This is a genomic window from Agrobacterium tumefaciens (assembly GCF_005221385.1).
GTDB classification, from domain to species: domain Bacteria; phylum Pseudomonadota; class Alphaproteobacteria; order Rhizobiales; family Rhizobiaceae; genus Agrobacterium; species Agrobacterium tomkonis.
On record NZ_CP039903.1, the window covers coordinates 1,013,084 to 1,035,311 of the forward strand.

General features: G+C 59.6%; 29 protein-coding genes. 16 read left to right on the forward strand and 13 right to left on the reverse strand.

Features of this window, described 5'->3' with window-relative positions; all coding sequences use genetic code 11:
- Window positions 1-43 precede the first annotated feature (43 nt).
- Together CFBP6623_RS05085 and CFBP6623_RS05090 are read right to left on the reverse strand one after the other, a co-directional pair.
- Window positions 44-1,336 carry a dihydroorotase gene (locus CFBP6623_RS05085; RefSeq protein WP_046800289.1) on the reverse strand — a complete coding sequence of 431 codons (1,293 nt, stop codon included), beginning with the start codon at window positions 1,334-1,336 and terminating at the stop codon, window positions 44-46.
- Entirely contained in the window at window positions 1,333-2,274 is a 942-nt protein-coding gene (locus tag CFBP6623_RS05090; RefSeq protein WP_003502441.1) for an aspartate carbamoyltransferase catalytic subunit, read from the reverse strand. Before CFBP6623_RS05090 ends, CFBP6623_RS05085 begins: the two co-directional genes overlap by 4 nt.
- Window positions 2,275-2,535: 261 nt before the next feature.
- Here CFBP6623_RS05090 and CFBP6623_RS27190 point away from each other — a divergent pair, with 261 nt between their 5' ends.
- The 3 genes from CFBP6623_RS27190 (at window position 2,536) to CFBP6623_RS05100 (ending at window position 5,196) form a co-directional block, all read left to right on the forward strand.
- Complete coding sequence (locus CFBP6623_RS27190; RefSeq protein ID WP_263647295.1) at window positions 2,536-2,658, forward strand: hypothetical protein; 123 nt, start codon at window positions 2,536-2,538, stop codon at window positions 2,656-2,658.
- Between the two features lie 136 nt (window positions 2,659-2,794).
- A complete protein-coding gene (locus tag CFBP6623_RS05095) occupies window positions 2,795-4,447 on the forward strand; it encodes an acyl-CoA dehydrogenase family protein (protein WP_046800287.1) in 1,653 nt (550 codons plus the stop codon).
- Window positions 4,448-4,584: 137 nt separating this feature from the next.
- The gene (locus CFBP6623_RS05100; protein ID WP_046800286.1) at window positions 4,585-5,196 is read left to right on the forward strand and encodes a GNAT family N-acetyltransferase; all 612 of its coding nucleotides are present in this window, start codon (window positions 4,585-4,587) and stop codon (window positions 5,194-5,196) included.
- 176 nt (window positions 5,197-5,372) lie between these two features.
- Here CFBP6623_RS05100 and CFBP6623_RS05105 read toward each other — a convergent pair whose 3' ends face one another.
- Window positions 5,373-5,648 carry a type II toxin-antitoxin system prevent-host-death family antitoxin gene (locus CFBP6623_RS05105; RefSeq protein WP_046800285.1) on the reverse strand — a complete coding sequence of 92 codons (276 nt, stop codon included), beginning with the start codon at window positions 5,646-5,648 and terminating at the stop codon, window positions 5,373-5,375.
- Window positions 5,649-5,835: 187 nt separating this feature from the next.
- Here CFBP6623_RS05105 and CFBP6623_RS05110 point away from each other — a divergent pair, with 187 nt between their 5' ends.
- The 3 genes from CFBP6623_RS05110 (at window position 5,836) to CFBP6623_RS05115 (ending at window position 7,206) form a co-directional block, all read left to right on the forward strand.
- Window positions 5,836-6,480, forward strand: coding sequence for a TetR/AcrR family transcriptional regulator (locus CFBP6623_RS05110; RefSeq protein WP_046800284.1), 645 nt, complete (start codon window positions 5,836-5,838; stop codon window positions 6,478-6,480).
- Between the two features lie 250 nt (window positions 6,481-6,730).
- Window positions 6,731-6,892 carry a hypothetical protein gene (locus tag CFBP6623_RS26700; RefSeq protein ID WP_156393988.1) on the forward strand — a complete coding sequence of 54 codons (162 nt, stop codon included), beginning with the start codon at window positions 6,731-6,733 and terminating at the stop codon, window positions 6,890-6,892.
- The gene (locus tag CFBP6623_RS05115) at window positions 6,889-7,206 is read left to right on the forward strand and encodes a DUF6105 family protein (RefSeq protein ID WP_046800283.1); all 318 of its coding nucleotides are present in this window, start codon (window positions 6,889-6,891) and stop codon (window positions 7,204-7,206) included. The genes CFBP6623_RS26700 and CFBP6623_RS05115 overlap by 4 nt, the downstream gene beginning before the upstream one ends.
- On the opposite strand, the gene ruvX is transcribed toward CFBP6623_RS05115, so the two are convergent.
- Both ruvX and CFBP6623_RS05125 read right to left on the reverse strand, forming a co-directional pair.
- Window positions 7,158-7,637, reverse strand: coding sequence for a Holliday junction resolvase RuvX (ruvX, locus tag CFBP6623_RS05120; protein ID WP_046800282.1), 480 nt, complete (start codon window positions 7,635-7,637; stop codon window positions 7,158-7,160). The two genes, CFBP6623_RS05115 and ruvX, sit on opposite strands and share 49 nt — an antisense overlap.
- A gap of 14 nt (window positions 7,638-7,651) precedes the next feature.
- The gene (locus tag CFBP6623_RS05125) at window positions 7,652-7,954 is read right to left on the reverse strand and encodes an alkylphosphonate utilization protein (RefSeq protein WP_046800281.1); all 303 of its coding nucleotides are present in this window, start codon (window positions 7,952-7,954) and stop codon (window positions 7,652-7,654) included.
- Between the two features lie 189 nt (window positions 7,955-8,143).
- Between CFBP6623_RS05125 and CFBP6623_RS05130 the strand changes: the two genes are divergently transcribed.
- From CFBP6623_RS05130 to gatA, 3 genes are all read left to right on the forward strand, one after another.
- Window positions 8,144-8,848, forward strand: coding sequence for a metal-dependent hydrolase (locus tag CFBP6623_RS05130; RefSeq protein WP_046800280.1), 705 nt, complete (start codon window positions 8,144-8,146; stop codon window positions 8,846-8,848).
- Window positions 8,849-8,973: 125 nt separating this feature from the next.
- Window positions 8,974-9,261, forward strand: coding sequence for an Asp-tRNA(Asn)/Glu-tRNA(Gln) amidotransferase subunit GatC (gene gatC, locus CFBP6623_RS05135; RefSeq protein ID WP_045015982.1), 288 nt, complete (start codon window positions 8,974-8,976; stop codon window positions 9,259-9,261).
- 55 nt (window positions 9,262-9,316) lie between these two features.
- Window positions 9,317-10,798 (forward strand): Asp-tRNA(Asn)/Glu-tRNA(Gln) amidotransferase subunit GatA, encoded by a 1,482-nt coding sequence (gene gatA / locus CFBP6623_RS05140; protein WP_046800279.1) that lies wholly within the window; start codon window positions 9,317-9,319, stop codon window positions 10,796-10,798.
- A gap of 60 nt (window positions 10,799-10,858) precedes the next feature.
- Here the strand turns inward: gatA and CFBP6623_RS05145 are convergent, their stop codons facing one another.
- Window positions 10,859-11,116, reverse strand: coding sequence for a YjhX family toxin (locus tag CFBP6623_RS05145; protein ID WP_080842643.1), 258 nt, complete (start codon window positions 11,114-11,116; stop codon window positions 10,859-10,861).
- Window positions 11,117-11,435: 319 nt separating this feature from the next.
- Between CFBP6623_RS05145 and CFBP6623_RS05150 the strand changes: the two genes are divergently transcribed.
- Window positions 11,436-11,945 (forward strand): GNAT family N-acetyltransferase, encoded by a 510-nt coding sequence (locus CFBP6623_RS05150; protein ID WP_046800278.1) that lies wholly within the window; start codon window positions 11,436-11,438, stop codon window positions 11,943-11,945.
- Here the strand turns inward: CFBP6623_RS05150 and CFBP6623_RS05155 are convergent.
- Entirely contained in the window at window positions 11,927-12,247 is a 321-nt protein-coding gene (locus tag CFBP6623_RS05155) for a DUF1294 domain-containing protein (RefSeq protein WP_046800373.1), read from the reverse strand. The two genes, CFBP6623_RS05150 and CFBP6623_RS05155, sit on opposite strands and share 19 nt — an antisense overlap.
- Before the next feature lie 151 nt (window positions 12,248-12,398).
- Here CFBP6623_RS05155 and gatB point away from each other — a divergent pair, with 151 nt between their 5' ends.
- The 5 genes from gatB (at window position 12,399) to CFBP6623_RS05180 (ending at window position 16,247) form a co-directional block, all read left to right on the forward strand.
- Window positions 12,399-13,904, forward strand: a complete 1,506-nt coding sequence (gene gatB, locus CFBP6623_RS05160) for an Asp-tRNA(Asn)/Glu-tRNA(Gln) amidotransferase subunit GatB (RefSeq protein ID WP_046800372.1) — start codon at window positions 12,399-12,401, stop codon at window positions 13,902-13,904.
- Window positions 13,905-14,201: 297 nt separating this feature from the next.
- Window positions 14,202-14,699: a GNAT family N-acetyltransferase gene (locus tag CFBP6623_RS05165; protein WP_046800277.1), complete on the forward strand. Its 498-nt coding sequence runs from the start codon at window positions 14,202-14,204 to the stop codon at window positions 14,697-14,699.
- Window positions 14,696-15,169, forward strand: coding sequence for a GNAT family N-acetyltransferase (locus CFBP6623_RS05170; RefSeq protein ID WP_046800276.1), 474 nt, complete (start codon window positions 14,696-14,698; stop codon window positions 15,167-15,169). The genes CFBP6623_RS05165 and CFBP6623_RS05170 overlap by 4 nt, the downstream gene beginning before the upstream one ends.
- A gap of 110 nt (window positions 15,170-15,279) precedes the next feature.
- Window positions 15,280-15,678, forward strand: a complete 399-nt coding sequence (locus CFBP6623_RS05175; RefSeq protein WP_046800275.1) for an NADH:ubiquinone oxidoreductase subunit NDUFA12 — start codon at window positions 15,280-15,282, stop codon at window positions 15,676-15,678.
- Window positions 15,679-15,809: 131 nt separating this feature from the next.
- Window positions 15,810-16,247 carry a DUF2155 domain-containing protein gene (locus tag CFBP6623_RS05180; RefSeq protein ID WP_046800274.1) on the forward strand — a complete coding sequence of 146 codons (438 nt, stop codon included), beginning with the start codon at window positions 15,810-15,812 and terminating at the stop codon, window positions 16,245-16,247.
- Window positions 16,248-16,262: 15 nt separating this feature from the next.
- On the opposite strand, the gene aat is transcribed toward CFBP6623_RS05180, so the two are convergent.
- From aat to CFBP6623_RS05205, 5 genes are all read right to left on the reverse strand, one after another.
- Complete coding sequence (gene aat, locus CFBP6623_RS05185) at window positions 16,263-16,877, reverse strand: leucyl/phenylalanyl-tRNA--protein transferase (protein ID WP_046800273.1); 615 nt, start codon at window positions 16,875-16,877, stop codon at window positions 16,263-16,265.
- A gap of 6 nt (window positions 16,878-16,883) precedes the next feature.
- Window positions 16,884-18,230, reverse strand: coding sequence for an acetyl-CoA carboxylase biotin carboxylase subunit (accC, locus tag CFBP6623_RS05190; protein ID WP_006312619.1), 1,347 nt, complete (start codon window positions 18,228-18,230; stop codon window positions 16,884-16,886).
- A 12-nt stretch (window positions 18,231-18,242) separates the two neighbouring features.
- Entirely contained in the window at window positions 18,243-18,728 is a 486-nt protein-coding gene (gene accB / locus CFBP6623_RS05195) for an acetyl-CoA carboxylase biotin carboxyl carrier protein (RefSeq protein WP_046800272.1), read from the reverse strand.
- A gap of 25 nt (window positions 18,729-18,753) precedes the next feature.
- A complete protein-coding gene (gene aroQ / locus CFBP6623_RS05200; RefSeq protein WP_020012378.1) occupies window positions 18,754-19,191 on the reverse strand; it encodes a type II 3-dehydroquinate dehydratase in 438 nt (145 codons plus the stop codon).
- Between the two features lie 226 nt (window positions 19,192-19,417).
- The gene (locus CFBP6623_RS05205) at window positions 19,418-20,185 is read right to left on the reverse strand and encodes a DsbA family protein (RefSeq protein ID WP_046800271.1); all 768 of its coding nucleotides are present in this window, start codon (window positions 20,183-20,185) and stop codon (window positions 19,418-19,420) included.
- A 173-nt stretch (window positions 20,186-20,358) separates the two neighbouring features.
- On the opposite strand from CFBP6623_RS05205, the gene CFBP6623_RS05210 reads away from it, so the two are divergent.
- Window positions 20,359-21,516 (forward strand): pyridoxal phosphate-dependent aminotransferase, encoded by a 1,158-nt coding sequence (locus CFBP6623_RS05210; protein ID WP_046800371.1) that lies wholly within the window; start codon window positions 20,359-20,361, stop codon window positions 21,514-21,516.
- A 16-nt stretch (window positions 21,517-21,532) separates the two neighbouring features.
- Here CFBP6623_RS05210 and CFBP6623_RS05215 read toward each other — a convergent pair whose 3' ends face one another.
- Entirely contained in the window at window positions 21,533-22,216 is a 684-nt protein-coding gene (locus CFBP6623_RS05215) for an ArsR/SmtB family transcription factor (protein ID WP_046800270.1), read from the reverse strand.
- Window positions 22,217-22,228 lie beyond the last annotated feature (12 nt).

The window sequence follows — 22,228 nt, forward strand, 5'->3', positions numbered from 1 at the left end:
CGTCCCCTCTGTCGCGCCGTCAGCGTGATCTCTGTTGGTGATCTTATGCCAAGGAATGAACGGCTTTGCCAGCCACATAAGTGGCGACAGCGCGGCCGCTGAAACGGGCATCTTCGAACGGCGTATTCTTGGATTTCGACACCAGCTGGTCGCGCGCAACCAGCCATGGCTCGTCAAGATCGATCAGGGTGATATCGGCTTTCGCACCGACTTTAAGCGTTCCGGCGTCGAGACCGAATATCTTCGCCGGGCGGGTGGAAAGCGCATCAATAAGCCGCATCAGCGGAACTTCGCCGCTGTGGTGGAGACGCAGGGCCGCCGCCAGCATGGTTTCCAGCCCCACCGCGCCGCTTGCCGCATCCGAAAACGGCAGGCGCTTGGTGTCGACATCCTGCGGGTCGTGGGAGGAGACAATGATATCGATGGTGCCGTCCTTCAGCGCGTCCACCATGGCCTTGCGGTCGTCTTCGGCGCGCAGCGGTGGGGAAAGCTTGAAGAAGGTGCGGTATTCGCCGATATCGTTCTCGTTGAGCGTCAGGTGATTGATTGAGATGCCGCAGGTAGCTTTGACGCCCCGCTGCCGGGCAAGGCGGATCGCCTCTGCCGATTCCGGCACGGAAATCTTGGCGGCGTGGTAGATCGCCTGCGTCAGCCCGGCAATGCGCAGGTCGCGCTCCAGCGGAATGATTTCGGCTTCCTTGGGAACGCCCGACAGACCGAGCCAGCTCGCGAAAAGCCCCTCATTCATGTCACCGCCGCCGATATATTTGTCACGGGTCTCAAGCGCGATGACAGCACCCAGTTCGCGCGCATAGGTCATGGCGCGGCGCAGCACCAGCGTGTCGGAAAGCGCCTTGCGACCATTGGTGAAGGCAACCGCGCCGGCTTCCTTCAGCATGCCGAATTCGGTCATTTCCTCGCCGTTGAGGTCCTTGGTCAAGGCCGCTGCCGGATGGACATTGACGAGCGCCTTGTCGCGCGCCGTCTTCTTCACATATTCGACCAGCGCGATATCATCGATAACAGGGTCTGTATCCGGCATGACGATGATGCTGGTAACGCCGCCGGCCGCTGCCGCGCGTGAGGCGGACTCGATCGTTTCGCGATGCTCGCCTCCGGGTTCGCCGACGAAGACGCGGGCATCCACCAGACCGGGAACGGCCAGCAGACCCTTGCAGTCACGCACCGTCGCCCCTTCGGGAGCGCCCTGATTGTGAGCGTCCTTGCCTGCCGCCAGAATGGTGCCGTCCGCACCGATGATCACGCTGCCGGTCTCGTCGAGATCACGGGAGGGATCGACAATGCGGAGGTTTTTGAGAACGGTCACGGCACTCATACGCGCTCACCCTGATTTTGCGAGACAAGCAGGGTTTCCATTACGGCCATGCGCACGGCAACCCCCATTTCCACCTGACTTTCAATCACGCTCTGCGGACCGTCGGCCACTTCGGAGGCGATTTCCACGCCACGGTTCATCGGGCCGGGATGCATGACCAGCGCATCTTCCTTCGCCGCCTTCAGCTTTTCCGCATCCAGACCGTAATAATGGAAATATTCGCGCACCGAAGGCACGAAGGAGCCGGACATGCGCTCGCGCTGCAGGCGCAGCATCATCACCACATCGGCATTCTTCAGCCCTTCCTTCATGTCGTGGAAGACTTCCACGCTCATGTCGCGAATGCCGGAGGGAAGAAGCGTGGCGGGGGCGACGACGCGAACGCGCGCGCCCATCTGGTTGAGCAGGATGATGTTGGAGCGCGCAACGCGCGAATGCAGCACATCACCGCAGATCGCCACCGTGATACCTGATAGTTCGCCCTTGGCGCGGCGGATGGTCAGCGCGTCGAGCAGCGCCTGCGTCGGGTGCTCGTGCTGGCCGTCGCCGGCATTGACGACGGAGCAGGCAACCTTCTGCGCGAGAAGGGCGGCTGCACCGGCGGAAGAGTGGCGCACGACAAGCACATCCGGGCGCATGGCGTTCAGCGTCATCGCCGTATCGATCAGCGTTTCGCCCTTCTTCACCGAGGAATTGCCGACCGACATGTTCATCACGTCCGCGCCGAGGCGCTTTCCGGCCAGCTCGAAGGAGGATTGCGTGCGCGTCGAGGCTTCGAAGAACAGGTTGATCTGTGTCAGGCCGCGGAGCGTCGAGGTCTTTTTCTCGCGCTGGCGGCTGATTTTCACCGCCTCGTCGGCCTTGTCGAGAAGCAGGGTGATATCCTGATGGGAAAGCCCCTTGATGCCAAGGAGATGGCGATGGGGGAAGAAGACCATGCGGTTTGCCTCCTGACGGGCGTCGCATTTTCCCGTGAAAATGCCCGGAACGCCCGAATGCTGATCCGTGCGCTGCCATTCGCCGTAAACACGCCTCAGGAGCGCCGCGGAATTCGGTCTTGCGCTCTATAGAGACTGCATGGTCACGGGGCAAGCGCCCGCAACCCCGGAAATGAAAACACGGCAATGTTTCCCCAGTCTCGACAGACGAGGGAACTGCGCAAACAGTGGTTCCGTCGTGACCCGGCGTCGGAGAATGCCGTGTTTCCTCAAGAGCGCCTGCTCGTCATCGGAGACTCAGCCGAAAACTTTCGGCTGCGCGGCACCGCCTCCGGCTTCCTGCTATTGCTCGGTCTTGCCGGAAACGTGTTTGGCATTCTCTAGGTCGGATAACTAAATCAGGTTACGCCTGAAAAATGCTGAAAGCGGGGGTTTAATCGTCTCAATCGCTTCCTGTGGGTGGAATTATGCAATATCACCCCACTATGCAATTCCAGTACAAAACAGCTAGAAGCAGCGGATGACCCAGAATTCCCGGACAGAAGAATCGCTCGCCGAACTGAACCAGCCAAGCCTCTGGTCCGGCATCAATGCCTATCGTTCCGATCCGCTGATCGTCGACCTCACCTCTGGTCTGTCACGTAACCTGAGGGACGAGTTCGATCAGCTCGGCCGCTACGTCACCTCGCATGAGGCGCAGGAACTGGCGCGCATGGCCAATCAGGGCGTGCCGCAGCTGCACACCCACGGCCCGCGCGGCGAACGTCTCGACCAGGTGGAGTTTCATCCTGCCTGGCACGCGCTGATGCGCCGTTCCATGTCGTCAGGCCTGCATTCAAGCGTCTGGGAAAATTCTCCCGATACGCGCGGCAATGAACACAAGGCCCGCGCGACGAAATTCTACCTGACGTCTCAGCTCGAGGCAGGGCATCTCTGCCCGCTGACCATGACCAGCGCTTCCGTCGCCGCCATCATGACATCGCCGAGGGTGCAGAAGGAGTGGATGCCGAAAATCCTGTCGCGCAAATATGATTCCGCGCAGAAACCGGCCCTGCAGAAAACCGCCGTCACCATCGGCATGGGCATGACGGAAAAGCAGGGCGGCACGGATGTTCGCGCCAACCGCACCACGGCCGAGCGGGTGGGCGAGGGCATCTACCGCCTGTCCGGTCATAAGTGGTTCCTCTCCGCGCCGATGAGCGACGGTTTCGTCATGCTGGCCCAGATGGGCGACGGTATGGGTTGCTTCCTCGTGCCGCGTTATCTGGAGGACGGTTCGAAGAACGGCCTGCATTTCCAGCGCCTCAAGGACAAACTCGGCAATCGCTCCAATGCGTCAGCCGAAGTCGAGTTCACCGATGCCTTCGGTTATCTGCTGGGCGATCCCGGAAGCGGTATACGCACCATTCTCGACATGGTGACGCTGACGCGTCTCGATTGCGCGCTGGCATCATCAGGCATGATGCGTGCCTCGCTCGCCGAAGCCGTGCATTTCGCCCGCGGACGCTCGGTCTTCGGCAAGATGCTGGTCAGCCAGCCGATCATGACCCGCGTTCTCGCCGACATGGCGCTGGATGTAGCTGCCGCGACAGCACTTTCCTTCCGGCTGGCGACGGCCTTCGATGCGGCCCGCAACAATCCGGCTGAAGCCGCTTATGCGCGGGTGATGACGCCGATCGTGAAATACTGGTGCTGCAAGATTGCGCCCGCCCTCATCTATGAGGCGATGGAGTGCCTCGGCGGCAATGGCTATGTCGAAGAACGACCGATTGCCCGCCACTATCGTGAAGCGCCGGTCAATGCCATCTGGGAAGGCTCCGGCAACGTCATGGCGCTGGATGTGCTGCGGGTTCTCCAGCGGGGCAAGGACCTGTTCGATCTCGTCTTCCAGACGCTGGAACGGGACCTCGGGCCAGCCGGCAAGAAGACCACCGACGTGCTGCGCGCGGCGATCGCCCTTGCCGAACGCGACGAAGGAGCGGCCCGCCTCTTGGTGGAGCAGTTTGCGCTTGCGGCCGCTGCCGCCGAGCTTTGCCGCCTGGGTGCCGGCAAGATCGCCGATGCCTTCCTCGAAACCCGTCTTGCGGGTGGCTGGCGGCACACTTACGGCATGCTCGATTCCCGCTTCGATCCGAACTATATAATCGATCTCCTTTATCCGCCTGCGTCCTGATCGACGTATGCGGATGAAGATTTAGCAGTCCCGGCGGGAGGGGTCTCGGATTTGAAAAACAGCAATGGCGTCAGGCGTGTTCCGATCTGTCGTGACACTTTCGCGTGTCGATGCGCGGTAAGGGAAGGCGGCTGCCAATGCTGACCTTTCGCTCCGCCCGAACTGAGGACGAAGGCGCGCTTTACGCCATAAGCCTTGCCACCGGTGATGCCGGGCAGGATGCCACGCCGCTTTATAATGATGGCCGCATGGTCGGGCATATCTATTCCGTGCCCTATCTGCATCTTTGGCCCGATGCCGTTTTCGTGGCCGAGGACGAGGAGGGTGTCTGCGGCTACATCGTCGGCGCACTCGATACGGCCTTGCACGAAGAGCGGCTGGAGCGGGAATGGTGGCCACATCTGCGCGCCCTTTACCCCGATCCCGGCGGCGACCAGCAGACATGGGACGCCGACGAGCGCCGCGCCCATTTCATCCACCATCCGCGCCGCACGCCAACCTGGCTTACCGATCCGTTTCCGGCCCATATCCACATGAACCTCTTGCCGCGCACGCAAGGCAAGGGCGGCGGCACCCGGCTTCTGTCCCGCTGGCTTGATATGGCCAGACAGAACAACGTCTACGGCATCCATCTCGGAGCCAGCGAACGCAACCATGCGGGCATGCGCTTCTGGGAAACGCGCGGCTTCAAACGTCTGGAGAGCCACGAAACGCCTGGTAGTGTCTGGTTTGGCATGGCGCTGGAGTAATTCAGGTTCTAATGACCCGTGCTGCCCCCGCCGCCAGAAACGGGGCAAAGGCAGAGCGAGTCAGGATCATGCAGACGGGCGATCTTTTTCCCCATGGTCACGCATTGGATTAGCCGCAGACTGCCATCGCCACAAATAGGGATAGGAAACGATATCACCGCGTCTGAACTTGGACATTATCTGTTCTGCTCATCGCGGTATTTCCGATATTCTTCGGAGTCTTTCTCCAGTTCGTTGTTGAACATGGCGGCCAGTTCATCAGGCATTTCACCGGCAGCGTAAGACCTGCGCGGATCGTCGCCTCCCAGCATTTTTTCGAAAAGTTCGACCGGCACCACCACGACCGAAGGTCGCCCGTGCTTCGTCAGCAAAATGGGCGATTTCTGCGCTTCGTCATGGTAGCGACCGAAATGTCGCATAAACTCCGCCGTGGAAATAGATTTTCTTTTCATGAAAAATCCTCAAATCTGTATTTTCTGAATAATACAGAAAATACAGAAAATTTAAAGCCGTCGATTTTTGGTCTGGCGGCCAGCTCATCCACAAGAACCTTCTGTCCATCCGCTCCGCCACATTGTTCTTCCCTTCATGCTTTGTTAACCCGTTGAGGAAGGCCTTTCAGAAAACGGGAAGACAACCATGCTGGCGACCGCAGAGGCGATTTCAGCCGACAGACCGGAAAAGCGCATCAAGGATCGCGCTGCGACTGAGAAGGCGATCTTCAACGCCGCGCGGTCGCTGCTTGCAGAGGAAGGCTTTCAGGGCTTTGGCATCAATGCGGTTGCCCGCCGTGCCGGCTGCGACAAGCAGCTGATCTATCGTTATTTCGGCGGCCTTGACGGTTTGATCGAGGCGATCGGCGAGGATCTCGGTTCCTGGGTGAAAGATCGTATCCCTGAAGACACCGGTGGGATGTTCCTTCTGACCTATGGCGACCTCATGGAAAAGCTTGCGCTTTATTTCATGGATGCGCTGCGCAGCGACCCGCTCGTCTGCAAGATCATCGCCTGGGAAGTGTCGGATGGCTCGCCGCAGGTCCGTCAGCTGGCCGAAGCCCGCGCCAAGTCGCTGGGCAAATGGCTGGAGCGCATGCGTGGTTCGCTGGCGGCTCCCAAGGGTGTGGATACCGCCGCCGTTAATGCCGTGCTGTTCGCCGCCATCCAGCACCTCGTCATTTCTGCTGCCACCAGCGGCCAGTTCGCCGGTGTACCGCTGAAATCCGAGCGGGACTGGGAGAAGATCACCACGGCCGTCAAAAGGCTGGTGCGTGGCGTTTACGGCTGAAACCGCTGCCGGGGTGGGGGAGACCGCAATCCCGGCGCAAGCGCGGCATTAAAGAAAAATCAGCCATGTTCTTACCGGACCGGCAACCGCCGCGGCGTCTGACCGTTCACGCAGATACACGTTTTCCACATGCCGGCCGTTCGTCGTTAACCATAATGACAGCTTTCATTTGCGTCGTCATAGCTGCGGGTCCAGTGTGAGTTAACGAAATGTTAACCATGCGCAATGACTGCGCATAAGGGAGCCGCAAGTGAGCCGCTGGACAGCTTTGGGCGTCATGATGACGTTTTTTGTGATGCTGCCGTTGGATATCGACGCGCCGGCGCTGAACCTCTGCCTGATGGCAGCGGTGCGCTGGGCGGTGCTTGCCGGCGTTCCCGATACGGTTTTTGCGCGGGGGCAGGCGGCATGAAGTGGTTTCTGATCCTCTGGGCAGGCCCCGTCGCATTGCTGGGCAGCTGGTACTGGCTTTCCTACTACGACATGAGCTTCGGCTTTTACATGCTGACGCGTCAGACCCATGATCTGGTATTCCAGATTTACGGCAATATTCTCGGCCTGCCGCCGGAAAGCCTGCCGCCGTTGGTGGCGCGCGCCATTGTGGTGGACAGCCTGATCGTGTTTGCCATCCTCGCTTTCCGCAAGAGGAAGCAGATTGCTGCCTGGTGGACGGGCCGTCAGTCGACCGCGCGGGCGAGTGCCGAAAGCCTGTCCAGCGCGCCTTGAAGGATGAAGCTTGCGGCGGCCGAATCGATGCGTTCGGCCCGCTTGGCGCGTGAGACATCCATCTCCAGAAGTGCACGCTCGGCCGCGACCGTTGAAAGTCGCTCATCCCAGAAAATAAACGGCAGGGCGGTTTTTTCACCCATGGTGCGCACAAAGGCGCGTGTTGCCTGCACGCGGGGTCCGGCCGAACCGTCCATGTTCATCGGCAACCCGATGACAAAGGCGGATACCTTCTCCTTTTCGGCGAAGGCCAGCAGCACTTCGGCATCCCGTGTGAATTTCACCCGTTTGATGACGGGACGCGGCGTTGCGAAACGCCGCGATAGGTCCGACATGGCAAGCCCGATGGTCTTCGTGCCAAGGTCGAGGCCGGCAATCGCCTGTGCGGGCTGAAGGGTTTCCGCCAATTCCTCGATGGTGAGTATCGCCATGTCGTGTGCTGCCCTTATCGTTTACGGACGAATTCAGTGCGCAGCACCAGACCCTTGACCGCATCATGCCTGCAATCGATCTCTTCCGGATTATCGGTCAGGCGGATGGACTTGATGACGGTGCCCTGCTTGATGACAGTGCTGGTGCCCTTGACCTTCAAATCCTTGATCAGGGTTACGGAATCGCCATCTTCAAGCACATTGCCCGCCGCATCGCGCACTTCATTGGCGCGCGCTGCCTCTGCTGCCAGTTCTGAAGCCGGCCGCCATTCGCCGGTTGCCTCGTCATACACGTAATCGTCATTATCTGCGGCCATTGTCGCCTCTCTGAAATATCGGTAGTGCGGTTGTTCAGGCTGTTTCCAGAAAACGTCCGTTTTCAACGGAAACGTGAGACCCGCTCTAGACCTTTGATTTTACGCATTTTCCAGACGTAAAACCGCTACGCACTTTTACTGGAAATGCTCTATGTCATACTACACCGGCAATACAAAGGAGAAGTTCCCATGAAAATCACCTGGCTCGGCCATTCCGCCTTCCGCCTCGAAAACGGTAGCGCGAAGATCCTCATCGATCCGTTCTTCACCGGCAATCCCGGTTTTGCCGGACAGGATGGGAAGGCGGCAGCCGAAGGCATCACCCATATTCTCCTGACCCACGGCCATGGCGACCATGTCGGCGATACCGTGCAGCTTGCCCGTGAGACGGGCGCGACTGTGCTGGCGAATGCTGATCTTGCCGCCTGGCTTTCCGCAAAGGGTGTCGCGAAGGTCGATATGGGCAATACCGGCGGCACGGTGCATTTCGATGGTTTTTCGGTCACCTTCACCAATGCGCTGCATTCCTCCGCCCAGATCACCGAAGATGGCGTCTCCCATTCGCTCGGCAACGCCAATGGCCTGATGCTGCATTTCGAGGATGGCCCGGCCGTCTATCACATGGGTGACACCGATATCTTCTCCGACATGAAACTCATCAATGAACTGCACCAGCCGGATATCGGCCTCGTGCCGATCGGTGACCGCTTCACCATGGGCGGGGCGGTGGCTGCACTTGCCTGCCAGCGCTTCTTCAAGTTCCAGAACGTGCTTCCCTGCCACTACGGTTCCTTCCCGATCATCGACCAGACGCCGGAGAAATTCGTGGCCGGCATGGAAGGCTCTGAAGCCCGTGTTCACACGCCTAAGGCAGGTGATACGCTGTCCTTCTGACATTTTGCCTGCACATGTCGCGACTGCAAAACCGCCACACAGTTTGACGCGACATGTTTTCTACCGTTGCGAATGGCGGACATGGTGATTATAGCGGGTAGGAAAATTCTGACCGGAGTAGAACCATGTCCGTCGATCTCGCCACCGTAAAGCGCGTTGCGCGCCTTGCCCGTATCGCTGTCAACGAAGAAGAAGCACAGAATATGCTCGGGCAGCTGAACGGCATACTCGGTTTCGTGGAGCAACTTTCGGAGGTGAATGTCGATGGCGTCGAGCCGATGACGTCAGTGACCCCGGTGGACATGAAGAAGCGCGCCGACGTGGTGACCGACGGCAACAAGGCGGAAGACATCGTCGCCAATGCGCCTGCGACCGACCGGGACTTCTTCATGGTCCCGAAAGTGGTCGAATAAGCGACCGCCGTTTGCCGCCTGATTTTTCCGAGATTTTCGAAAGCCGTTGCCGACCATGACCGACCTGACGAGCCTTACCATTGCCGAAGCCCGCGAAAAGCTGAAGGGCAAAGAATTTTCCGCCCTGGAGCTGACCGACGCCTATCTTTCCGCCATCGATGCGGCCAACGGCGCACTGAACGCCTATGTCGCCCTGACGCCTGAAAAGGCGCGCGAGATGGCGAAAGCCTCTGATGAACGCATCGCCGCCGGCAAGGCTGGCGAGCTGGAGGGCGTTCCGCTTGGTGTGAAGGACCTTTTCGCCACCCGCGACGTGCACACGCAGGCGTGTTCGCATGTTCTTGATGGCTTCAAGCCGAAATATGAATCCACCGTCACCCAGAACCTCTGGGATCAGGGCGCCGTCATGCTCGGCAAGCTCAACATGGACGAATTCGCCATGGGTTCGTCCAATGAAAGCTCCTGGTACGGACCGGCCATCAACCCGTGGCGCGCCAATGGTTCCGACCAGAAGCTGGTGCCCGGCGGCTCTTCGGGCGGTTCAGCCGCAGCCGTTGCCGCGCATCTCTGCGCCGGTGCCACGGCAACCGACACCGGCGGCTCCATCCGCCAGCCGGCGGCCTTCACCGGCACCGTCGGCATCAAGCCGACCTATGGCCGCTGCTCACGCTTCGGCATCGTCGCTTATGCCTCTTCGCTGGATCAGGCAGGCCCGATCGCCCGTGACGTGCGTGACGCCGCAATCCTGTTGAAGACCATGGCAAGTGTGGATGCGAAAGACACCACCTCCGTCGACCTGCCGGTGCCGGATTACGAAAAGGCCATTGGCCAGTCGCTCAAGGGCCTGAAGATCGGTATTCCGAAGGAGTATCGCGTCGACGGCATGCCGGAAGAGATCGAAAAGCTCTGGGCCAAGGGCGTCGAGTGGCTTCGCGATGCCGGTGCCGAGGTGGTCGATATCTCGCTGCCACACACCAAATACGCGCTTCCCGCCTATTACATCGTCGCGCCGGCAGAGGCGTCGTCCAACCTTGCCCGTTATGACGGCGTGCGCTACGGCCTGCGTGTCGACGGCAAGGACATTGCCGACATGTACGAAAAGAGCCGCGCCGCCGGTTTCGGCAAGGAAGTGCAGCGCCGCATCATGGTCGGCACCTACGTGCTGTCGGCCGGATATTACGACGCCTATTACCTGAAGGCGCAGAAGGTCCGCACCCTCATCAAGCGCGATTTCGAAAATGTCTTCCATGAGGGTGTCGACGCCATTCTGGCGCCGATCACACCATCTTCCGCTTTCGCTGTGGGTGACGAAGAACTCGCCTCCGATCCGGTGAAGATGTATCTGCAAGACGTCTTCACCATCACCGTCAACATGGCCGGACTTCCGGGCCTTTCGGTTCCGGCCGGCCTTGACGGCAAGGGCCTGCCGCTCGGCCTGCAGCTCATCGGCAAGCCTTTCGAAGAAGAGACGCTGTTCAAGACGGCACATGCCATCGAGCAGGCCGCAGGCAAGTTCACCCCCGCCAAGTGGTGGTGAGAGGCCTGACAAGCGAATGAGAAATCCGACGGGCGGCATCAAAGTGCCGCCCGTCTCTTTTTATCGATTGTCCAGCTCACCCCGCACGAGTTCCAGCCCGCGCGTGGTGATACGGTAAGGTTTGCCGCCGGAAGAGGCGATTGCTCTCTTCCGTTTCAGTTTGCGGAAGGTGAGGAGATCGAGGCCGCTGAAAATCCAGCCATCGCGCGTATAGAGCGCAATTTTTTCGATTTTGCGGGTATCGTCTCGAACGAGTTCAATTCTGTCGCCCTGGGCGAGCAGGTGAAGAATGCGCTGTTCGGCGCGGGAAATGTCCATTTTTGGAAGTCCGGTCGGCGTCATATAGACGCGTGAAAGCAAACCCGGGTGCCGTTAAGGCATCCGGCTCGGTTTCAGCATGGCCCGGCGCGCAAGAAACTTGCGGGCAGGGCCGTTACCGGGACTCCGATTGAGCGAACATAAAAACTCCTGACTTGCGCTTTTTCGTTAGCGGGCCAGGCCATGGCGGTCAAGTCCGGCGTGTTGTTCGCATCCGTTGCCAATTTTTACGGTTGTGCAGATGGACACCGCCCTTAAAGCTGCGCTGGCCGAATCACGCGGCCGGTGCTTTACTTCTTGCGGCCATGGAGGGCGCGGCTTGATCGTCATTCGCAATGCGCTTGAGCAGGAAGCGGAGGCCTTGGCGGCCATCGGCCTCAGGGCCTGGCGGCAGGCAACCGCCGCACTCGGCATCACCGCGACGCTTTATGACAACGCGGCAAGTGCCTTTTCCAATTTCACCCGCTCCTCATGGCTGGCCATCCGGGTAGCGGAGTCCGGTGGCTCGGTTGCCGGATGGGCGGCGCGGGAACATTTCGACGAGACGATTTCAGATTTCTGGATCGATCCGGATTTTCAGCGCCGGCGGGTCGGCAGTCTCCTGCTCGCTGATATTGAACGGCTGATAGTGGACAAGGGCTTCGAAACCATCCGACTTGAAACCCATGCCCAGAACGAACCGGCCGTCGCTTTTTTCCGCCACCATGGCTATAGCGTCCGCTGGCTCTCCGTTTCCTACGCGCCGAAGCTCGATCGCGATGTGCAGTCGGTCGGTCTGCAAAAGCAGCTTGTCGAGATCGAGAGCGGTGTTTACGGCACGGAGTTCTGAGCAAGGGTTACCAGCCGCATCGGCCAGTTTGGCATGATGATCACGGATGTGATGAGGCCGGCGTGCACGATCACGATCGCTGGCAGGATGCTGCGGAACGGTTCCTTGCGCGTTTTATGCCGCAGGAGGTGCTGAGCCGAAATCGCACCGATGCTGCCGCCCAGGAAGGCGAGCCACAACAATGTGCTCTCGCGAATGCGCCAGCCGCCATTTCTCGCCGCCTCCTTGTCCCACCAGTAGACGAGAAAAACGAAAAAATTGAAGGCAATATAGATCAGGAAGCCGAGGGCAATTGTCGTCATGGCCTGAATTGAATTCGAGAAGCGTAAAAAACCCGTGTCCGGCGAGGCCGAAAATCCGGCGCGTGGCGTCAGAGGACGCAAGATGTCTTGCGCCCGCGCGCCATATGTTCTACCCACCAAAGCCAAAGAACCCGTATATCGTGAGCTTCAGATGACCCTTGTAGACGTGCGCACCCCCGACCCGAAACGCTTCATTCCCGGCGCCACCGGCGATTGGGAAATCGTGATCGGCCTCGAAGTCCATGCGCAGGTTCTCTCCAATTCCAAGCTGTTTTCCGGTGCCTCCACCACCTTCGGCAATGCGCCGAACGCCAACGTGTCGCTGGTGGACGCCGCCATGCCAGGCATGCTCCCCGTCATCAACGAGGAATGCGTCAAACAGGCGGTGCGTACCGGTCTTGGCCTGAAGGCGAAGATCAACAACCGTTCGATCTTCGACCGCAAGAACTATTTCTATCCGGACTTGCCGCAGGGCTACCAGATTTCGCAGTTCAAGGACCCGATTGTCGGCGAAGGCATCATCACCATTTCGCTCGGGCCGGACCGTCAGGGCAATTTCGAGGATATCGAGATCGGCATCGAGCGCCTGCATCTGGAGCAGGACGCCGGCAAGTCCATGCACGACCAGCACCCGACCATGTCCTTCGTGGACCTGAACCGTTCTGGCGTGGCGCTGATGGAAATCGTCTCCAAGCCCGACATGCGATCCTCGGATGAGGCGAAGGCCTATCTCACCAAGCTGCGCTCCATCGTGCGTTATCTCGGCACCTGCGACGGCAACATGGACGAAGGCTCGATGCGCGCCGACGTCAACGTCTCCGTGCGTCGTCCGGGCGAAGGTTTCGGCACGCGCTGCGAGATCAAGAACGTCAACTCTATCCGCTTCGTCGGCCAGGCCATCGAATATGAGGCGCGCCGCCAGATCGCCATTCTGGAAGATGGTGGTGCCATCGATCAGGAAACCCGCCTGTTCGACCCCGGCAAGGGCGAAACGCGGTCCATGCGTTCCAAGGAAGATGCGCATGACTATCGTTATTTCCCCGATCCGGACCTGCTGCCGCTCGAATTCGACGATGCTTTCGTCGAAGCGCTGAAGGTCGATCTGCCGGAACTGCCCGACGACAAGAAGGCGCGTTTCGTGGCCGATCTTGGCCTGTCGGTCTATGACGCCTCGATCCTCGTTTCGGAAAAGGCGATTGCCGATTATTACGAGGCTGTCGCTGCCGGCCGCGATCCGAAAGCCGCCGCCAACTGGGTCATCAACGACCTTCTCGGCGCGCTCAACAAGTTTGGCAAGGATATCGAGACGACGCCGGTTTCGCCGGAACAGCTCGGCGGCATCATCGATCTTATCAAGGCCGAGACCATTTCCGGCAAGATCGCCAAGGATCTGTTCGAGATCGTCTGGAACGAGGGCGGCAATCCGGCTGAAATCGTCGAGGCCCGCGGCATGAAGCAGGTGACCGATACCGGCGCCATTGAAAAGGCCGTGGATGATATCATCGCCGCCAACCCGGATCAGGTCGAAAAGGTCAAGGCGAAGCCGACGCTCGCCGGCTGGTTCGTCGGTCAGGTCATGAAGGCGACGGGCGGCAAGGCCAACCCGCAGGCGGTGCAGGCGCTGGTGAAGGCCAAGCTCGGTATCGAGGAAGAGTGACAAGGAAGCATGCATCGTGCTCGGGTAACGGCATAGAGGTTCCGTCATACCGGCCTTGAGCCGGTATCCAGCCAGCCCAAGTCGTTGGGCTGAAAAGACTCCTTTCGCCGCGCAGACGCACGGCGGCTGGATGCCGGATCAAGTCCGGCATGACGGAAGTAATAAGTTTTAGCCCGGATTATTCCCGATTAAACCACACAGTGGTACAAGCCCGAGGATGATGTCGGGCACAGAGGACTGACATCACTTCTGCCGGGATCAACGCCCGGCATTTCTGTTTCAAGACGGAGCCAAATCATGTTTTTCATCCGCACGGCAAGCCTGCGTGACATTGAGCCGGTTCGCACCCTGCTCGCGACGACCTGGCACGCGACCTACGACGTGATTTACGGCGCGGACAAGGTGAACGAACTGATTGCCGCATGGCACTCGCCGCAGGCCATGAAGGACCGGGTCGAGAAAAAGGGCGGCGAGTTTCTGGTGGCGGATGACGGCAAGCGGATCGGCGGCATGGCCTATGGCTCCATGTCCACCAAGATGGCGAAGACGGCCCTGCTGCACCAGCTCTATGTGGCGCCCGACCTTCAGCGTCAGGGTGTTGGCCGCGATCTTTTCGCCGAACTCGAAACCTGTTTTCCGGATGCGGAAATCATGCGGCTGGAAGTCGAGCCTAAAAATACTGTCGCAATCGCCTTTTATGAAGGCGTCGGATTTGTCGAGGTGGACCGAATCGAGCGCATGGCGGGCATCGAGGGGCTGCCCGGCATCGTTATGGAAAAGAGCCTGAAACGATGAATGAGACATTGCAGAAGCTGATCATCCGCACGGCGCGCGAAGACGATCTCCCGGCGCTCGCCGCCATTTTTGCCGCCGACGAGATCGGCGGCCACGGCGACACCGCTGACGAATCGGCGCAGCCCGACTATCTCGCGGCCTTCCGCGCCATTGCAGCATCGCCAAGCGAAACACTCTATGTGGCGGAACTGGATGGCGAGGTGGTCGGCACCTTCCAGACGGCCATCCTCACCAAGCTTGTCGGGCGAGGGGCGAAGTCCATGGTGATCGAGGCGGTACAGACACGGTCTGACATGCGCGGACGGGGCATCGGCGCGGTGATGATCAATTATTGCCTTGAGGAAGCCCGACGTCAGGGCCTGAACGCCGCGCAGCTCACCTCCAACATGGCCCGGTTGGATGCGCATCGCTTCTATGAGCGGCTGGGTTTTGAGAAGCGGCATTCAGGCTTCAGGATGAAGCTGAAATAGCGCGGATATATCTCGAAATGCTGGACAATTGCCGTGAGGGGCGGCATAAGCATGTCTTGTGCCGTGCGATTTAAAATCGCTGCAGCGCATTCAAGCCCGAGGAACGGATAATGAAGACTCTCCTGACGCAAATCTTCACCTGGTGGAACGGCCAGACGATCGGAACGCGGTTTCACACCTGGCGTTTTGGCAAGAAAGTCGGACAGGATGAGTTGGGCAATACTTATTACGAAGGCGGCACCACTTCCTGGGGCATGCCGCGCCGCTGGGTGATCTATAATGGTTACGCGGAAGCCTCAGCCATTCCGCCGGGCTGGCATGGCTGGATGCATTACCGCACCGACGTGCCGCCAAGTCAGGAAAGCTACGTCGCGCGCGACTGGCAGAAGCCGCATCAGCCGAACCACACCGGCACGTCGAAGGCCTATCGCCCTCAAGGGTCGCTGGCTGTTGCCGGCGAGCGGCCGCGCGTGACCGGCGACTACGACGCCTGGACACCCGGCAACTGAGCCATTGTGATGCGCGGTGTTGTGCAAAACACCGCGCTGATATTCGGCCTCACCGGTTTTTGCCACATTCCGCCCTTACGCGTTGATCCGGTCGGCGTCTCGACACAGGCAAATATTTGGAGACATATCGTATGAGGAAAATCACGCGGGATCGTTCTTTGCGTGCGCTGACAGTGTCGCTGTTTGCTGCGGTCTCTGCTGCCATCCTCATTTCACCCGTCTCCGCCGCCCGTCTGGAAAACCGCGTTGCGGTGTTTTCCGGCATCGACAAGATCACCGGCCGCATCACATCCTTTGATGTTTATATCGACGAGACGGTGCAATTCGGCGCGCTTCAGGTGACGCCAAAGGTCTGTTATTCCCGCGACCAGACGGAAACCCAGAAGATCGACGCTTTTGTCGAGGTCGATGAAATCACCCTCGACCGCAAGATCAAGCGGATTTTCACCGGCTGGATGTTCGCCGACAGCCCAGGCCTCAACGCCGTTGAGCACCCGATCTATGACGTCTGGCTGACGGGCTGCAAGCAGGACTCGGAAGTTCCGGCTCCCTCAACGGCAAGCAAATAACTTTACGTAAAGTCTTCAGAATTGCAGGCTCGGCCGGTTGACGGCAAGGTCTAGCATTTTTGCATAGTCCTGCTTCGGCACATCGATGGCCCCGAATGTCTTGAGGTGTTCGGTGGTGAATTGTGTGTCGAGTAGCACAAAGCCGCTTGCCTTCAGCCGCTCCACCAGATGCACGAGGCAAATCTTCGAGGCGTTGGTGCGACGGGAAAACATGCTTTCGCCGAAGAAGGCCGCCCCGAGCGACACGCCGTAAAGCCCGCCGACAAGTTCCTTGCCTTCCCAAGCCTCGACGCTGTGGGCATGGCCGATCTGGTGCAGTTCGGTGTAGAGCTTGCGAATGGTGGCGTTGATCCAGGTGCTCGGCCTGTCCGGCGCTGCGGCAGCGCAGCCAGCCATGACAGCTTCGAAGGCGGTGTTGAAGCGTATGTCGAACGGCTTCTTGCGAATCGCCTTGGCAAGGCTTTTGGAGACGTGAAAATCATCGAGCGGGATGATGCCGCGTATCTCCGGCTCAACCCAGAAAAGCTCCGGATCATCAGCCGAATCGGCCATGGGAAAAAGGCCGGCGGAATAGGCGCGCAGCAGAATATCGACTGTTATGCCGTTATTTCTGCTGCGCCGCCCAGCCATATCGTCTTAGTGAGACGCGTCACCGGCCAGATATTTTTCCAGCCAGTGAATATCGTAATCGCCGTTCAGAATATCCTCATTCTGGAGAAGATCCTGGAAAAGCGGCAGCGTGGTCTTGATGCCATCGACGACGAATTCGTCCAGCGCCCGACGCAGACGACGGATGCACTCGTCACGGTCACGACCGTGAACGATCAGCTTGCCGATCATGCTGTCGTAATAGGGCGGGATCTTGTAGCCCTGATATGCGCCCGAATCGACGCGCACGCCAAGCCCGCCCGGCGTGTGGAAATAGGTCAGCGTGCCCGGCGAGGGAACGAAGGTGCGCGGATCCTCGGCATTGATACGGCATTCGATGGCATGGCCATGGAATTCGATATCCGCCTGCGTGACCGACAGACCCTGGCCCGAAGCGACCCTGATCTGCTCCTGCACGAGATCCATGCCAGTGATCGCTTCCGTTACCGGGTGCTCCACCTGCAGACGGGTGTTCATTTCGATGAAATAGAACTCGCCATTTTCATACAGGAACTCAATGGTGCCGGCACCACGATATTTCAGCTTGCGCATGGCGTCGGCGCAAATCTCGCCGATCTTCATGCGCTGTTCGACCGTCAGCGCCGGCGAATTGGCTTCTTCCAGCACTTTCTGGTGGCGGCGCTGCAACGAGCAATCGCGCTCCCCAAGGTGAACGGCATTGCCTTCACCATCGCCGAAAACCTGCACTTCGATATGGCGCGGCTTGCCGAGGTATTTTTCCATGTAGACGGCATCGTTGCCGAAGGCGGCTGCCGCTTCGGAACGGGCAGTCGCAACCGCCTCTTCCAGATCGGCTTCGGTCTTCGCCACCTTCATGCCGCGACCACCGCCGCCCGCCGTCGCCTTGATGAGGACCGGGAAACCGATCGTCCGGGCGATTTCGAGCGCGTTTTCAGGCTTCACTTCACCGTCGGAGCCGGGAACCACGGGAATACCGAGTTCCTGCGCCGTCTGCTTGGCGGTGATCTTGTCGCCCATGATGCGGATATGTTCGGCGGTCGGCCCGATGAAGGTGATGCCGTGCGCGTCGAGAATATCGGCGAATTTGGCATTTTCCGACAGGAAGCCGTAACCGGGATGAACGGCGTCCGCACCGGTGATTTCGCAGGCCGCAACGATCTGGTGGATGTTGAGGTAGCTGTCACGCGAGGGCGGCGGGCCGATGCACACGCTTTCGTCGGCAAGGCGCACATGCATCGCATCCGCGTCGGCCGTGGAGTGCACGGCGACAGTCGGAATGCCAAGCTCTTTTGCGGCACGCAGGACACGCAACGCGATCTCGCCACGGTTGGCTATGAGGATCTTCGAAACCATGCTGAACCGCCTTTATTCGATGACCACGAGGGCTTCGCCATACTCCACGGGCTGTGCGTCGTTGACGACGATTTCCACGACCTTGCCGGACTTGGGAGCCGGAATCTGGTTCATGGTCTTCATGGCTTCGACGATGAGGATGGTCTGGCCTTCCTTGACGGTCGCGCCCACTTCGATGAAGGGACGGGCGCCCGGAGCAGGCGACAGGTAGACAGTGCCGACCATCGGCGAGGAAACGGTGTTGGCCGGGTTGCGGGCCGGTGCTGCGGAGGCCGCAGGTGCTGCCGGCGCGGCGATTGTCGGTGCCGCGGCGGGAGCAGCTGCCGGCACGGCGTAAGGGGCGGGCGCCGCGTAAACCGGGGCGGGCGGCGCAGCGCGGGAAACGCGGATGCGCAGGTCGTCCTGCTCCACTTCGATTTCCGAAAGGTCGGTGTCGTTGAGGATATTCGCGAGCTCGCGGATCAGTTCCTTGTCGATACCCTGTTTCTTTTCAGACATGACAAACCCTATTCTTTGTTTCTTTTTATGCCGTGATGTTTTTCAGCGCGTGAAGCGCCATGATATATCCGTATGGTCCAAAACCGCAGACCATGCCCTTCGCTGCAGGTGATACCATCGATTTGTGACGGAACTCTTCGCGGGCGTGGATGTTGGAAATATGCACTTCCACGACAGGCGTGGAAATCGCACGAATAGCGTCATGCAACGCGATAGAGGTGTGGCTGTAAGCGCCGGGATTGATGACGACGCCTGCCGCCCGCTCACCCGCCTCGTGCAACCAGTCCACAAGCACGCCTTCGTGGTTGGACTGGCGGAATTCCACTGCGAAACCGAGATCGGCACCGGCTTGAAGACAATCATTCTCGATGTCCTTCAGCGTCTTGCCACCATAGATACCCGGTTCCCTTTTTCCCAGCATGTTGAGATTGGGGCCGTTGATGACGATGATGATATTGCTCATTCAAGTTTCCATAAGAAAATCAGCGACAGCTATAGACTGCGCAGCCGCCAAGGAAAAGCCCCCGCAAGCCGGAAAGCGCCGGCTTGCCCGGCATCTCACAGGGAATGCAGGGGCTTTTTTAAGCATCCGACCGAAAAGTGTCTTGCGGTTTTCAGACAATCCGATGTTCGAACAAAAACTTGGAGCGGCGGGACCGATTCCGATTTATCGCCCACCGCTCTAAAAATCACGAGCAGGTGGCTTTTCCACAGCTGCGCATATTGGCGATTTTTTCCTTCAGCGGGTCCGCACCAACAGCACCGAAAACCGCCTCGTCGCCGACGATATAGGACGGTGTTCCGGTAATGCCGAGGCTGGTTGCCAGCTTGTACGTTTCCTGCACCTGCGCGTCATTGGGGTTTTCCGCCATCGACTTGCGGATGTCGGCTTCCTTGAGGCCGAGCGCGGTGGCGACTTCCATGGCGCTGTCCTCGTTCGCGCGCCCGCGACCACCAAGCAGGGTGCGCTGGAATTCGGGGTACTTGGCCGGAGCAAGCAGTTTCACGGCATTGGAAACGCGATGAGCGGCAACCGATTCCGGCCCGAGGATGGGAAATTCCTTGAGGACGACGCGCACCTTCTTGTCGCCCTTCAAAATTGCGTCCATATCGCCCATGGCGCGTTTGCAGTAACCGCAATTATAGTCGAAGAACTCGACCAGCGTCACATCGCCATCCGGATTGCCGAGCGCCAGATCGTATTTCGATTCGAAGATGGTCTTCTTGTTGTCGGCAACGGCTTCTGCCGCCTTGGCGTTACGGGCCGCATATTGCTTGCGTTCAAGCGCGTCCTGAACCTCAAGCATGATCTCGGGGTTCTCGATCAGATATTGCTTGATGAATTCGCCCATTTCCTTTTTCTGCTCGGCATCCAGAGCATGAGCGGGCAGAGACGCGAAAACCGTCGAAAGGGCCGTCACGCTGGCGAGAAGGGTTGAACGGAGAAGATGCGCCATATCGGTCCTCATTACTGTGCGGTCAGTGCTTCATGAATATCATGATGGCAATTACCTTACTTTAAGCCAAATGCCATACGGCAAAAATAGTTGTCCGCATTATGGTCGCATGATTGTGAAGATTGTGATTCTGCGGCAAGTCTGCGAAATACGGTTCAGGAAAGAGCATGCCCTTGATTACGATGTCGAAGCGGAGCGCAGTCGAACCCTTTCACGCCATGGATATCCTGGCGGAAGCGAACCGGCGCAGGCAGGCGGGGCGCCCCGTCATTTCCATGGCTGTTGGACAGCCCTCCCATCCAGCGCCGAAGGCGTCGCTCGAGGCGGCTGAGGCCGCGCTGAAGCACGGGCGCATCGGTTATACCGACGCGCTGGGCCTGCGTGAATTGCGGGAAGCGATTGCCGGCCATTACCGGCTGCGCCATCAGGTGGCTATCGATCCGGCCCGCATTGCCGTAACGACAGGTTCTTCCGCCGCCTTCAATCTCGCCTTCCTCAGCCTCTTCGACGCGGGTGATCATGTCGCGATCGCAAGGCCCGGTTATCCGGCCTATCGCAATATTCTGAAGGCACTCGGCCTGAATGTGGTCGAAGTGCCGGTTACGGCCGAAACCGGCTATACGCTGACGCCCGCCAGTCTGGAACGGGCGGAAGCCAAAGCCGGCTGCAAGCTGAAAGGCGTGCTTCTGGCAAGCCCGGCCAATCCGACCGGCACCGTCACCGGCCGCGACGCGCTGAAACGGCTCGCCAGCTATTGCGAAAGCCGCGACATGGCTTTCATCTCCGACGAGATCTACCACGGCCTCACCTTTGTCGGCGAAGAGACGAGCGCGCTTGAAATCACCGATAGTGCGGTGATCATCAATTCTTTCTCGAAATATTACTGCATGACCGGCTGGCGCATCGGCTGGATGGTGCTGCCCGAAAATCTGGTCCGCCCGGTCGAATGTCTGGCCCAGAGCCTATATATCTCACCGCCGGAACTGTCGCAGCTTGCCGCGACCGCAGCCTTTTCTGCGGCGGAGGAACTGGATGTCTACAGGGAAAGCTATCGCACCAACCGCGATTTCCTGATGGCGCGCCTGCCGGAAATCGGCCTGCCGCTGGCGTCGCCCATGGATGGGGCGTTTTACGCCTATGTCGATACCAGCCGCTTTTCCAATGACAGCATGGATTTCGCCAGGCGCATGCTGGCGGAAATCGACGTGGCGGCGACGCCGGGCATGGATTTCGACCCGGAGGAGGGCCACCGCGCACTCCGCATTTCCTATGCGGGCTCGGTGTCTGACATCGCCGAGGCGGTGGGACGCATTGCCGGCTGGCTGAAATAAGTCAGCTCACACGGGATCAGGCGGGCGTGCAGCCGAAGGTGCTGTTGAACGCCTTTTCACCCTTTGTCGTGAAGGTCAGCACGCGGCCATTTCCGCGCCGCAGCCAGTCGCGCTCACGCATGGCGTCGAGCAGCGATGCGCCAAGCCCGCCGCCGAGGTGATGCCGGCGCTCGCTCCAGTCCAGGCAATGCAGGCAGACCGGGCGGCGTGCTTTTTCGAGCGGCGAAAGATCGATGCCGAAGCTGGAGAAAAAGTCGCGTCCGCTATCCGTCAGCACGGGATCGTCACCCTGCGTCACGAACCCGTTCGCGGTTATGGCCGCAAGCAGTGCCACGCCGCTTTCCCCGGCCAGATGATCGTAACAGATGCGCGCTTCCCGCAGCGCCTTGTCCTTCGGTCCGGTGCGGACACGCACCGCGCCGGTGCGCTGGGCAAGTCCCATCAATGCTTCCAGAACCTGCGCCACATCCTCGTCGGAAAGACGGAAATAACGATGACGCCCCTGTTTTTCCGCCTTCAGCAGCTGGGCATCGGAGAGTTTCGACAGGTGCCCGCTGGCGGTCTGCAGGGTGACACCGGCGGCCTCGGCAAGCTCGCTTGCCGTCAGCGCGCGTCCATCCATCAGCGCCGTCAAGATGTTGGCGCGGGCAGGGTCGCCGATCAGGGCGGCGACATTGGCGATCAGGGGTCCGTCTTTCATAGTTCGATGATA